Source organism: Stappia indica, from assembly GCF_009789575.1.
Classification (GTDB): Bacteria; Pseudomonadota; Alphaproteobacteria; order Rhizobiales; family Stappiaceae; genus Stappia; species Stappia indica_A.
In genome coordinates, this window is record NZ_CP046908.1 from 3,104,234 (window position 1) to 3,116,685 (window position 12,452).

Consider the following 12,452-nt stretch of genomic DNA (forward strand, 5'->3'; position numbering starts at 1 on the left):
GCGCGGCTTCGGGGCAGGATCATGCGCAAGGCGATCGTGACGGGCGGGGGAACCGGGATCGGGCGGGCAACGGCCGAATATCTGGCGCAGCGCGACTGGCAGGTAACGGCGGCCGGGCTGGAGCGCGATGCGGATCTTCCCGCCGACATCGGCTTTGCCGACTGCGACATCACCGATGCAGGCGCGCGGGCCGCGCTGTTTTCGGAGGTGGGAGAGCTGCACGGCCTCGTCAACTGCGCCGGCGTCATCCGCTTCGACGACGAGTGGACCGATGACGGGTTTCGCAAGGTGATGGAGATCAATGTCGGCGGCAGTTTCGCTGTCGCCAATGCCGCCCTGCCGGCGCTGGAACGGGCCGGCGGCGCGGTGGTCAACATCGCCTCCATGTGGAGCTGGTTCGGCAATTCGGCCGCGCCCGCCTATTCGGCGAGCAAGGGCGCGGTGTCCTCCATGACCCGCTCGCTGGCCGTCGCCTGGGGCGGGCGCGGGGTTCGCGTCAACGCGGTCGCGCCGGGCTGGGTCGATACCAGGCTCTCGGCCCGGGCCAAGGCCGATCCGGTGCGCGGCCCGCGCATTGCCGCGCGCATTCCGCTCGCGCGCTGGGCGGACCCGGCCGAGATCGCGGCGGTGATCGCCTTCCTGCTGTCGCCGGAGGCGTCCTATGTGCACGGCGCCATCATTCCGGTTGATGGCGGCTATCTCGCCGCCTGACGCCCGTGCCCGGTCGGAAGGTCAGAAGATCAGCATGAGGATGCCGATCACGACCACGAGGCCGACGAGAAAGATGAAGCCGACGGTTCCGCCAATGAACTTGAGCATGGTGCCTCTCTGTGGCTGGTGTCACGGGTGTTGCCATGTCAACGCGCCAGGGGCCGGATCGTTTCGAAGAAATCCGGCATGGTTCGCCGCTCGCATCAGTGGGCGCTGAAGCCTGAGTTCAATCGCCGGATGTGGACGGGGCTGGAAACCCGGCCAGGGATTGCCGATACTGACCCGGTGCCCAAGGGACGCCGGAACCGCGCATGGACCTTTTCTCGCCGCTTGCCGCCATCGTTGCCGTCAATCTCGCCGCCTGGATCACGCCGGGCCCGAACATGCTTGCGGTGATCGCCGCCTCGCTTGCCGGTGGCCGCGTCCAGGGCATCGCCACCGGTACCGGGCTGGCGGCCGCGGCCACGCTCTGGGCGCTGGCGGCGGTTCTCGGCGTTGCGACGATGTTCGAGCTGTTCCCGCAGGTCGCGGTCGCGCTGAAGCTGGCAGGGGCTGCCTACCTGGTCTGGCTCGGGGCGAGGTCGTTGCGGACCGCCCTCCGGCAGGGCGCGAGCATGGAGACCGCCCGCCTTCCCTCTTCGTCCCTTCTCCGTGCCTTCCGCACCGGCTTTCTCGTCAGCATGACCAATCCGAAGGCGGCGCTGTTCTTCGGCTCGGTGATGACGGCCTTCGTTCCCGTGGCCGCGCCGGGCTGGTTCCTGGTCGCCGTCGTCGCGCTGTGCGGGGTGCTCGCCGTCCTTCTGCACGCGATCACGGCGACGGTCTTTTCCACGGGTGTGGCGCTGCGTGCCTTCGCGCGCGGCAGGCGCTGGATTTCCGGCCTGTTCGGCATCGCCTTCCTTGCCATGGGCGCGATGGTGGCGCATGCGGCGCTGCGCCGGGGCTGAACAGGGCCGCGCTTGCCGCCGGGGGCCAAAGCGGCGATAAGCGGCGTCTTGCCGTCACGCCGCACCGGAAAGGGCCGCTCATGTCCGTGTTTTTCGAGGAACTGGACTATCGCCCGACGGCGATTGGGGCGGTGTCCCTGCGCCGCCGCCGCGACATGCGGCTGGGCGGCGACGTCTACGAGATCAAGCTCGGCGACGAGTTCCTGATGTCGAGCTTCTTCACCGTCTCGGAGATTGCGCTCGCACGGCTCGGCCTCGATGCGGTGTCCGGTGCGCGCCCGGACGTGGTGGTCGGCGGGCTGGGCCTCGGCTACACGGCAAGGACCGTGCTGGAGCGGCCGGAGACGGGCTCGCTCGTCGTCGTCGAGATGCTCGAGCCGGTGATCGACTGGCATCGCGACGGCTTGCTGCCGCTTGGAGCCGGGATCGTCGCCGATCCGCGCTGCCGTCTGGTGCAGGGCGACTTCTTTGCCATGGCCGCCGGCGAGGCGGGTTTCGATCCGCAAGCCCCGGGGCGGCGATTCGACGCGATCCTGCTCGACATCGACCATTCTCCGGAGGCGCTGCTCGACGCGCGCAGCACCAGCTTCTATCGCCCGGAAGGTCTTGAGGCGATGGCACGCTGGCTGAAGCCGGGAGGCATTTTCGGCCTGTGGTCCAACGAGGCGCCCGACGCCGCCTTCACCGCGCGGCTTGCCTCGGTCTTCGCCGAGGCCTGGGCGGAACCCGTCACCTTCGCCAACCCCTTGCAGGACGAGCCGTTCACCCAGACGGTCTATCTCGCCCGGGTCTAGTCGGGCAGCGGGAGATCGGGCAGCGGGAGACGGCGCAGCGGGGCGCCGGAAGGTGGCTGACGCGACGTCGGGGGGTGAGGGGGCTGGTGGTCCGGGGCAGCCTGAATTGATTCACGTTTTTGAATCAATGCGATGGCCGAAAACCGCCTGACAGCCTGCAGACTCATGTTGCGTTTGTTCTTATTTTGTTCTTTCATTCGGGCATGCAATACACGTTGCCGCTCGTTGCCGATACCCGCCTTGCGCGGGTCCACGGACTGTTGCTTGCCCGGTTCGGTCCGGTGCCGGAGTGCTACCGGCTCGACCCGGTGAGCCAGCTCGTCTTCGCGATGCTGAGCGGCCGGACACGGGATGCGGTCGCCATGGAGGTCTTTGCAGCACTGGCCCGCCGGATGGGCGCATGGGAGCGGCTGGCGGAAACGGCGGCGAGCGAGCTGCAAGGCATCATCGCCGGGGTGACCTTCGCCGAGCGCAAGGCGCGGCAGATCCCGGCGGCCTTGCGCGAGATCGCGGCCCGGCGCGGACGGCTGGAGCTGGAGTTCCTGGCCCGGTGGCCGGTGGAGGAGGGGCGGGTCTGGCTGGAAGGCCTGACCGGGGTCGGCCCCAAGACCAGCATGGCGGTGCTCGGCCTCAGCACGCTGAACCGCCGGGTGCTGATGGTCGACACCGCTCACAACCGGGTCGCCTGCCGGCTGGGCCTCGTGCCGGCGCGGGCCGATATTGCCCGCGCCACGCGGCTGCTCAATCGCCAGCTGCCTGCCGCATGGACTGCCAATGATACGGAAACCCACCATTTCCTGATGCAGGGGCTGGGCCGCAGCCATTGCGTCTACAGGGAGCCGCTTTGCCCGGATTGCCCGTTGTGCCGTCTCTGCCGGTCGGTGCCGGAGGGGCGGGCATGAGGACCGGCGAGACGCTGGCGGCGCTGCGCGCCCGCATCAAGGCGGGCGGACTGGACGAGGCCCCGGCCTGGCCGGCGGTCGAACTGGAGGGGGAGGCGGGACCGCAAGGCACGGTGCTGCCCGGCGGGCTGGCGAGCGGGGCGCTGCATGAGCTGCAGCCGGCGACGCCGGCCGATATCGGGGCGGCGACCGGGTTTGCCCTGGGGCTGGCCTCGCGATTGCTGGCGCGCCGTCCCGGCCCGCTCCTGTGGGGGCTGCCGTCGACGCGGGGCTGGCGGGAAGGGCAGCTTTATCCGGTCGGGCTTGGCGCCTTCGGCATCGATCCGGACCGGGTGATCCAGGTCGAGGTGAGGAAGACCGCCGACCTCCTGTGGAGCCTGGAGGAGGCGCTGGACCATCCCTCGCTCGCCGTCGTCGTCGGCCTGCTGCCCGAAGGCGACCGGCTCTACGACTTTACGGCAAGCCGAAGGCTGGCGATGCGCGCCGCCCGCCACGGGGCGACGGTGCTGCTGCTGGGGGCGGCACCGGTCTTCGACATGGCAACGGCCGCCTCTACCCGCTGGTCGCTGGCGGCGCTGGCCAGTCGGCCCGTGCCCCATACCGGTCATGCGGTGCCGGGCCTCGGCCCGCCGCGCTGGCAGGCCCGGCTGGTGAAATCGCGCAAGGGTCTCCTGGATGCCTGGGATCTCGAGTGGAACCATGAAACGCTGTCTTTCCGTCTGGCTGCCCCGCTGGCCGACAGAGCGCCGCTCCGCCGGTCCGGCCGGCTCTCGCGGCGGCCGACTGCCGCCTGACGAGGCCGGACCTCTCGTGCTCTCCGTGCTGGAGCAGAACGGGGCAAGGGTCAGCGCGGTCAACGCGCCCGCCGCTGCGCTCGGCCTTGTGCCGGGCATGCCGCTGGCGGATGCGCGGGCGATCCATCCCGCCCTCGGCGTCGCGCCGGCGGACCCGGACGGCGATGCGCAAGGGCTGCGCCGGCTCGCCCTGTGGTGCCAGCGCTACAGCCCGCTCACCCGCATCGATGCGCCGGACGGGGTGTCCATCGACATTGCCGGCTGCGCCCATCTGTTCGGCGGCGAAGAGGCGCTGATGGCGGATCTCGCCGACCGGCTGCACGGCTTCGGGCTGACCGCCAGGCTTGCCCTCGCGCCGACGCTCGGGGCCGCCTGGGCGCTCTCCCGCTATGGCACGCCGATGGTGCAGGTGGCGCCCGGCGAGGTAGGCGAGGTTCTGGCACCGCTGCCCGTTGCGGCCCTGCGCATCGAGGCGGAGACGGCGCGCGCGCTGACGCGGCTCGGTCTCGACCGGATCGGCCTTCTCGTCGGCAAGCCGCGCGCGCCGCTCGCCGGCCGCTTCGGCCCGCTCCTGGTCCTGCGGCTCGACCAGGCCTTGGGGCGCGAGGGCGAGCGGTTCGATCCCGTCGAGGCCGCGCCCGTCTACCGGATCGCTCGCAACTTCGCCGAGCCGGTCGTCACGCTGGAGGCCATCGGCGAGGTGGCCGCGCGGCTGACCGGAGAGCTTGCCGGGATGCTGCAGGGCCTCGGCAAGGCGGCGCGGCGGCTGGAACTGGCGCTCTATCGCGTCGACGGCTGGCGCGAGGCGCTGGAGCTGCGCATCACCCGGCCGAGCAACGATGCCGCGCATCTTTTGCGCCTGCTCGGCGAGCGGCTCGACCGGCTGCGCGACCATGCCGGCTTCGGCTTCGAGGCAGCCGTGCTCTCCGCCTTCGAGGTGGAGCGCACTGAGGCGGTGCAGGCGGCGCTGTCGGGGCGCGAGCACAGCCCTCCGCCGATGGACGATCTCGACCGGCTGCTCGACCGGCTGGTCAACCGCTTCGGGCCCGAGCGGGTCTCCCGCTTCGCGCCGCGCGAGAGCCATGTGCCGGAGCGTTCCTGCCATCCGGTTTCCGCGCTTGTGCAAGTGGCCCGCCACGACTGGGCCGCCCATGGCCAGGCCCTGCACGGCGGTGTCACGCTGGCCCGCCCGCCGCTGCTGTTCGCCCGGCCTGAGCCGGTGGAGGTGCTGGTGGAGATGCCGGACAAACCGCCGGCGCGCTTCGAGTGGCGGCGCACCGCGCACCGGATCGTGCGGGCGGAAGGGCCGGAGCGGATCGCGCCGGAATGGTGGGCCGGCGGCGAGGCCAACCGGCTGACCCGCGACTATTACCGCGTCGAGGACACGGAAGGGCGACGCTTCTGGCTGTTCCGCGAAGGTCTCTACGACCGATCCGGCGACACGGTGCGCTGGTTCGTGCATGGGCTGTTCGCATGACGGCGGCCTTCGCGGAACTGGTGGCGACCAGCAATTTCAGCTTCCTGCGTGGTGCCTCGCATGCGGCGGAGCTGGTGGAGACGGCAGCCCGGCTGGGGCTCGCCGCCATCGGCATCGCCGACCGCAACACGCTGGCCGGCGTCGTGCGGGCGCATGTGGCCGCGCGCGAGCACGGCGTACGCCTGATCGTCGGGGCGCGGCTGGTGCTGCGCGACGGGTTCCAGCTGGTCGTCCATCCGCAGGACCGGGAGGCCTATGGCCGGCTGAGCCGCCTGCTCACCCTCGGCAACCGGCGAGCGCCGAAGGGGGAATGTCATCTCGATTTCGCCGATCTCGGCGGGCTCGGGGAGGGGCAGCAGCTGATCGTCCTGCCGCCGCGCTGGCCCGGTGCCGCCTTTGCCGCCCGCCTTGAGGAACTGGGGCGCGGTTTCCCCGGCGCCGTCTCGCTGGCCCTGTCGCCCGCCCATCGCGGCGACGACCGGACCCGCTTCGACCGCCTGGCCGGTCTGGCCGAGACCTGTCGCACGCCGCTGGTCGCCACCAACGACGTGCTCTATCACGTGCCCGAGCGCCGCCCCTTGCAGGACGTGCTCACCTGTATCCGCGAGCACGTCACCATCGATGCGGCGGGTTTTCTGCTCGAGCCGAATGCGGAGCGGCACCTGAAGCCGCCGCAGGAAATGGCGCGGCTCCTGTCCGGCTATGAACAGGCGCTGCAGCGCAGCCTGGAGATCGCCGCGCGCTGCCGGTTTAACCTCGACGAACTGAAGCCGCATTATCCGGACGAGCCGGCGGGCGAGAGCGCGACGCCGCAGGAGGAGCTGGAGCGGCTGGCCTGGCTGGGCGCCGACAACCGGTTTCCGCAAGGCATCCCGGGCGATGTACATGCGAATATCGCGCGCGAGCTGCGGCTGATCGGCGAGCTCGGCTACGCCTCCTATTTTCTCACCGTCTACGACATTGTCCGCTTCGCCCGCAGCCAGGATCCGCCGATCCTGTGCCAGGGGCGCGGGTCCTCGGCCAATTCCGTCGTCTGCTATTGCCTCGGCATCACCTCGGTCAATCCGACCGAGATCGACCTGTTGTTCGAGCGCTTCGTGTCGGCGGCGCGGGGCGAGCCGCCGGACATCGACGTCGATTTCGAGCACGAGCGGCGCGAGGAAGTGATCCAGTACATATATGCGCGCTATGGCCGCGAACGCGCCGGCCTTGCCGCCACGGTGATCCGCTACCGCGCCCGCAGCGCCGTCAACGACGTCGGCAAGGCGATGGGCCTGTCGACCGACGTGGTCGGCGCCATGTCCGGCCTGATCTGGGGCTGGTCGGGGAACGCGCCGGCGGAAGGCGAGATCCGCCAGGCCGGGCTCGATGCGCGCGATCCCCGCCTGACGCAGACGGTCCGCCTCGTCCGCCAGCTGATCGACTTCCCGCGGCACCTGTCGCAGCATGTCGGCGGTTTCGTCATCACCCGCGAGCGCCTCGACGAGGTGGTCCCCATCGCCAATGCGGCGATGGAAGACCGCACCGTGGTGGAATGGGACAAGGACGATCTCGACGCGCTCGGCATCCTCAAGGTCGACGTGCTGGCGCTCGGCATGCTGACCTGCCTGCGCAAATGCTTCGATCTGCTGCGCGGCCATTACGGGCGCGATATGGGGCTGGCCAGGGTGCCGCGCGACGATCCGGCGACCTATGCGATGATCCAGAAGGCCGACACGGTCGGCGTCTTCCAGATCGAAAGCCGGGCGCAGATGTCGATGCTGCCGCGCCTCAGGCCTGCAAACTTCTACGATCTCGTCATCCAGATCGCCATCGTCCGGCCCGGCCCGATCCAGGGCAACATGGTCAATCCCTACCTGCAGCGGCGCAAGCACCCGGAGCTGGTCGCCTATCCCTCGCCCGAGCTCGAAACCGTGCTGAAGAAGACGCTGGGCGTGCCGCTGTTCCAGGAACAGGCGATGAAGATCGCCATCGTCGGGGCCGGGTTTTCGCCGGACGATGCCGACCGGCTGCGCCGGGCGATGGCCTCCTTCCGCAACATCGGCACGATCGAGCAGTTCCGCGAGAAGTTCATCGCTGGGATGATCGCGAACAGGTACCAGCCCGATTTCGCCGACCGCTGCTTCGAGCAGATCAAGGGCTTCAGCGATTACGGGTTTCCCGAAAGCCATTCGGCAAGCTTCGCCCTGCTCGCCTATGCCTCGTCCTGGCTCAAGTGCCATTATCCGGAGGTCTTCGCCTGCGCGCTGCTGAACTCGCAGCCGATGGGTTTTTATTCCTCTGCCTCCATCGTGCGGGACCTGCGCGCCCATGGCGGGCGCGTGCTGCCGGTCGATGTCAACCACAGCGACTGGGACCACACGCTGGAGGCCGATGAGCCTCCCGCTCGCAAGAAAGGGAGCGAGGGCGGCAGTGCCTTCGCCCTGCGGCTCGGCCTGCGCCAGGTCGACGGCTTGAGCGAGGAGGCGGGAGAGGCGCTGGTTGCCGCCCGCGGCATGGGCTTTGCGGATCTGGCCGACCTGCATGGCCGGGCCGGCCTCGACAGCCGGGCGCTGGTGGCGCTCGCCAATGCGGATGCCTTCCGCTCGTTCGGCCTCGACCGGCGGCAGGCCTTGTGGGAAATCAAGGGACTGGCCGGCCGGCTCGGGCGCGCGGGCCGTCAGGACGACCTGCCGCTGTTCGGCGGCCGAAAGGGGCTGGCCTCGCTTGCCGCGAGGGAAGAGCAGGTGGAACTGCCGCGCATGCGCCCGGGCGAGCATGTGGTGGAGGACTACGCAAGCCTGCACCTGTCGCTGAAGGCGCATCCCTTCATCTTCCTGCGCGGACGGCTCGATGCCCGCCGCAGCTTGCGCGCGTCCGATCTCGAGACGCAGGGCAACGGCCGGTTCGTGCGGGTCGCCGGCCTCGTGCTGGTGCGCCAGCGCCCGCAGACGGCCAAGAGCGTCACCTTCCTGACGCTGGAGGACGAGACGGGCATCGCCAATATCGTGGTTTGGAGCCGGATCTTCGAGCGCAGCCGCCGCATCGTCATGGGCGCGCGTGCCGTCCTGGTGGATGGCGCGATCCAGAAGGAGGACGGCGTCATCCATGTGGTGGCGCGGCAGCTCACAGACATCACGCCGGAGCTGATGGCCTCGCTGTCGAAGGACGCGCCGTCGCAGGAGGGGCCGAAGCTTTCGGGAGCGAGCCTGTGGCGGCACCCGCGCGACACGAGGGTGCTGCCGAAGGGGAGGAACTTTCACTGAGAACGGAGGCGTTCTGGCCGCCGGCTCAGGCGGCTGCGCGCCGGAGCGTGTAATGCGCGATGCCGTGCTCGCCCGCAGTGACAGTCACGCTGCCGAGGCCGCAGGCCGGAAGATCGAGCCCCTGCAGCAGGTTTTCGCCCTTGCCCATCACCACGGGCGCGACCGCAAGATGCATCTCGTCGATGAGGCCGGCCTCAAGATACTGGCGCAAGGTCGAGACGCCGCCGCCGACCCGCACGTCGCGGCCGCCGGCCGCAGCCCTTGCACGCTCCAGCGCCGCAGGGATGCCGTCGGTGACGAAATGGAACACCGTCCCGCCCTCCATCTCGAAGCTGGCGCGCGGGTGGCGGGTCAGGACGAAAACGTCGCAGTGAAAGGGCGGAGTAGTGCCCCACCACCCTTTCCAGCTGTCGTCCGGCCAGGGGCCGCGCACGGGTCCGAACATGTTCCGTCCGATGATCCAGGCGCCGACAGTCTCGAAGCTGCGGGCGACGAAATCCTCGTTGATGCCCGTCCGGCCGCCGCCTTCGCCCAGCACCCGTCGACGGAAGCTCGGTGTGTCGAACATCCACTGGTGCAGGCCTTCGGCGCCGACGCCGACTGGGGCCTCCGGTCCCTGGTCGGGGCCGGCGCCGTAGCCGTCGAGCGACAGGGTGAAGCAGTTGACGCGAACTTTCGGCATGGCGCCCTCTAAACTGATTGCAAATTGAAACTGGTTGTTTTGTCGCATGACCGATCCTACTTTGCAACCGGTTTTGGTGAGGGATGCATGCAAGGAATCGAGCGACGGTCGGGCTGCCCGATCAATCTGGCGATGGAAGTGCTGGGGGACCGCTGGAGCCTGGTCGTCATCCGCGACATGATGTTCGGCAATCGCCGGCATTTCCGCGAGCTGCTGGCCCGTTCGGAAGAAGGCATCGCCTCCAACATCCTGGCCGCCCGGCTGAAGCGGCTGGTTGCACTCGGTCTCATCACGAAGCGGGAGGATCCGAGCCACAGCCAGAAGGCGATCTACAGCTTGGCCGAACCGGCGATTCAGCTGGTGCCGGTGCTGGCGGTGCTCGGCGCCTGGGGGTGCAGGCACCTGCCGGTCAGCGAGGAGCTGTCGATCCGCGCGCAGCTGCTGGAAGAGGGCCGCGAGCCAATGTGGAACGCCTTCATGGACGACCTGCGCCGTCTGCATGTGAACGATCCCGTCGCCGGTGCGAACGGGGCCATCGTCTCGCCGGTTCTGGTCGCGCTCACCAAGGCCTTTGACGCCGTGCGGGCGCGAACGGCGCCTGCCGGATAGGCTCCTCTCGGGTGCCATCCGTGGGGCTATCCTTGGGCGCCTCGCCGTGGCCCTACCCTCTGCCTGCGATTCCCTCAAGATGTCGGCCGGGCCGATTGCCGGGGCACGAGCCCCTGCAGGAAGGCTGCATATCCGCCTTCGCTCTGCTGCGGGCGGCGGGTCGAACATTTAGCCGGATCTCCTGTCTTTGGCGTTCTTGACAACGTTATCATTCAGATGATAGTGCCGATGATAACGTTGTCATGAAGGCTGAAATCGCCGCTGAAATGAAGGGCGGTGCAGCGTTCAGCCAGGGCTGCAGGCGACAACCGGATCTGGGAGATGCGGCGAAAGCCGTGCGAGGGATGGAATGATGCGGGAAGACGGGATCCAAACAGCAAGCGCTGAACAGGGCGTCGGCAGTCCGGACCTCGGCCTGTCGCCGGAGCGCGGAGAGCTCGCCCTGCCGGTCCTCACCATGGACGAGGCGGCTTTCGACGCGAATGTCGAGGCGATGTTCGATTATGTTGCCAAGGCCGGCGTCTCCATCGCCCCGCATGCCAAGACGCCGATGTCCCCCGAATTGTCGCGGCGCCTGCTGGATCGCGGTGCCTGGGGCCTTTCCGTCGCCAACCTGCAGCAGGCACGCGTCTTCCTCGAGAATGGCGCCCGCCGCCTGCTCGTCGCCAACCAGATCGGCGGCCGCCGCTCGGCCGAGCGGTTCGCCGCGCTCCTGCAGCGCTTTCCCGACGCGGTGCTCGTCTTCTTCGCCGATTCGCCCGAGAGCCTGGAGACGGTCGATCATGTCGGCTGCACCGCCGGCCGAACCGTGCCGGTGTTGGTGGAAGTGGGGGCGGGCCGCGCCGGCGCGCGCAGTCTCGACGCCGCTTGCGCCGTGATCGAGGCCGCATCCCGCCTGTCCCATGTCGAGCTTGCCGGCGTCGCCGCCTATGAGGGGGCTGCCGCAACCGCCGATCCGCAGGAGACGGTCAAGGCGATTTCCGCGCTCAATGCGCTGGCCGGCGAGGTGCATGCCCTGCTGCGTTCCGCCGCGCCGGACCGCCCTCTGATCCTCAGCGCCGGCGGGTCCTCCTTCTTCGATCTCGTCGTCGGCGATCTCAAGCCGCTGGCGAGCCGGGACGGCAACACGGAACTGGTGCTGCGCAGCGGTGCGATCTTCTTTCACGATCACGGTGTCTACGAGCGCTCGCTCGGCGCGATGGATGCGCGCGGCGGCTTTGCGGCGGTGACGGGTGTTGCCGCGCGCGATGCCTTCCGCCCGGCGCTGACCGTCTGGGCCGAGGTGCTGTCGCGGCCCGAGCCGGGGCTCGCGATCTGCGGCATGGGCATGCGCGACGTCTCCTACGACCAGGATCTGCCGGTACCGCTTGCGGCCTGGCGCGATGGCGTGCAAACAGCAAACCGCGATGCCCTGGGCAAGGTGGTGAAGCTCAACGACCAGCACGCCTTCCTGAGGCTGCCGGAGGGCAGCGATCTGGGCGTCGGCGACATCGTCGCCTTCGGCATCTCGCACCCCTGCACCTGTCTCGACCGCTGGCGCGTGATCCTCGGGCGCGGCGCGGACGGGCGCATCGCCGCCGCCTATCCCACCCACTTCAGCTAAGTCGCCGGAAGGCTCATGGTTCAGCTCAACTTCAACCAGCTCTGGCGCTATCAGGACGAGTTCCTGCACGGCGTGTCGCTGACCCTGCTGCTCACCCTCGTGGCGACGGTGGCGGGTCTGGCGATCGGCCTTGTCTGCGCCTCCGCCGCCGGCAGCCGCTTCGCCGCGCTGCGGCTGCTCGTGCGCAGCTATGTCGAGGTGATCCGCAACACCCCGGCGCTGATCCAGCTGTTCCTGATCTTCTTCGTGCTGCCCTATGCGGGTCTGCGCCTGCCGCCGGTCTATGCCGCGGCCACGGCGCTTTCCATCTATATGGGCGCCTATGCGACGGAGATCATCCGCGGCGGTCTCGCCTCGATCCCGCGCAGCCAGATCGAGGCCGGCCAGTGCCTCGGGCTGACCCGCTGGCAGGTGTTCCGCCACGTGATCCTGCCGCCGGCGCTGCGCAACATCTATCCCTCGATCACCAGCCAGATCGTCCTGCTGCTGCTCGGCACCTCGCTCGCCTCGCAGGTCTCCGCGTCGGAACTGTTCCACGCCGCCGCCTTCGTCGAGAGCCGCACGTTCCGCAGCTTCGAGGTCTATGCGGTCGTCTGCGCGATCTACTTCACCCTGGTCCTGGCATTCCGGCTGGCCTTCGCGGGCGTCGGCCGGATCGCCTTCCGCTGGCCGACCGGTCGATAGGAGG

At 69.3% G+C, this 12,452-nt stretch carries 12 protein-coding genes; 10 read left to right on the top strand and 2 right to left on the bottom strand.

Annotated elements, in window-relative coordinates:
• The first annotated feature begins 21 nt into the window (after window positions 1-21).
• Window positions 22-711: an SDR family NAD(P)-dependent oxidoreductase gene (locus tag GH266_RS14565; RefSeq protein ID WP_158194473.1), complete on the top strand. Its 690-nt coding sequence runs from the start codon at window positions 22-24 to the stop codon at window positions 709-711.
• Window positions 712-732: 21 nt separating this feature from the next.
• Here GH266_RS14565 and GH266_RS23720 read toward each other — a convergent pair whose 3' ends face one another.
• The gene (locus tag GH266_RS23720; RefSeq protein ID WP_158196223.1) at window positions 733-819 is read right to left on the bottom strand and encodes a small membrane protein YohP; all 87 of its coding nucleotides are present in this window, start codon (window positions 817-819) and stop codon (window positions 733-735) included.
• Window positions 820-1,022: 203 nt separating this feature from the next.
• Here GH266_RS23720 and GH266_RS14575 point away from each other — a divergent pair, with 203 nt between their 5' ends.
• The 6 genes from GH266_RS14575 to GH266_RS14600 all read left to right on the top strand — a co-directional run bounded on the left by GH266_RS14575 (window position 1,023) and on the right by GH266_RS14600 (window position 8,870).
• Entirely contained in the window at window positions 1,023-1,658 is a 636-nt protein-coding gene (locus GH266_RS14575) for a LysE family translocator (protein WP_158194474.1), read from the top strand.
• Between the two features lie 80 nt (window positions 1,659-1,738).
• Window positions 1,739-2,452, top strand: coding sequence for a spermine/spermidine synthase domain-containing protein (locus GH266_RS14580; RefSeq protein WP_158194475.1), 714 nt, complete (start codon window positions 1,739-1,741; stop codon window positions 2,450-2,452).
• A gap of 203 nt (window positions 2,453-2,655) precedes the next feature.
• The gene (locus tag GH266_RS14585; protein WP_158194476.1) at window positions 2,656-3,354 is read left to right on the top strand and encodes an endonuclease III domain-containing protein; all 699 of its coding nucleotides are present in this window, start codon (window positions 2,656-2,658) and stop codon (window positions 3,352-3,354) included.
• Complete coding sequence (locus tag GH266_RS14590) at window positions 3,351-4,148, top strand: ImuA family protein (protein WP_158194477.1); 798 nt, start codon at window positions 3,351-3,353, stop codon at window positions 4,146-4,148. Before GH266_RS14585 ends, GH266_RS14590 begins: the two co-directional genes overlap by 4 nt.
• Window positions 4,054-5,625, top strand: a complete 1,572-nt coding sequence (locus tag GH266_RS14595; RefSeq protein WP_158194478.1) for a Y-family DNA polymerase — start codon at window positions 4,054-4,056, stop codon at window positions 5,623-5,625. The genes GH266_RS14590 and GH266_RS14595 overlap by 95 nt, the downstream gene beginning before the upstream one ends.
• Window positions 5,622-8,870, top strand: a complete 3,249-nt coding sequence (locus GH266_RS14600) for an error-prone DNA polymerase (RefSeq protein ID WP_158194479.1) — start codon at window positions 5,622-5,624, stop codon at window positions 8,868-8,870. Before GH266_RS14595 ends, GH266_RS14600 begins: the two co-directional genes overlap by 4 nt.
• Before the next feature lie 25 nt (window positions 8,871-8,895).
• Here the strand turns inward: GH266_RS14600 and GH266_RS14605 are convergent, their stop codons facing one another.
• Window positions 8,896-9,552 (bottom strand): dihydrofolate reductase family protein, encoded by a 657-nt coding sequence (locus GH266_RS14605; protein ID WP_158194480.1) that lies wholly within the window; start codon window positions 9,550-9,552, stop codon window positions 8,896-8,898.
• An 87-nt stretch (window positions 9,553-9,639) separates the two neighbouring features.
• On the opposite strand from GH266_RS14605, the gene GH266_RS14610 reads away from it, so the two are divergent.
• From GH266_RS14610 to GH266_RS14620, 3 genes are all read left to right on the top strand, one after another.
• Window positions 9,640-10,161: a winged helix-turn-helix transcriptional regulator gene (locus GH266_RS14610; RefSeq protein ID WP_158194481.1), complete on the top strand. Its 522-nt coding sequence runs from the start codon at window positions 9,640-9,642 to the stop codon at window positions 10,159-10,161.
• Window positions 10,162-10,513: 352 nt separating this feature from the next.
• Window positions 10,514-11,764 (top strand): alanine racemase, encoded by a 1,251-nt coding sequence (locus GH266_RS14615; RefSeq protein WP_199270332.1) that lies wholly within the window; start codon window positions 10,514-10,516, stop codon window positions 11,762-11,764.
• Window positions 11,765-11,779: 15 nt separating this feature from the next.
• The gene (locus GH266_RS14620; protein ID WP_158194483.1) at window positions 11,780-12,448 is read left to right on the top strand and encodes an amino acid ABC transporter permease; all 669 of its coding nucleotides are present in this window, start codon (window positions 11,780-11,782) and stop codon (window positions 12,446-12,448) included.
• The last annotated feature ends 4 nt before the right edge of the window (window positions 12,449-12,452 follow it).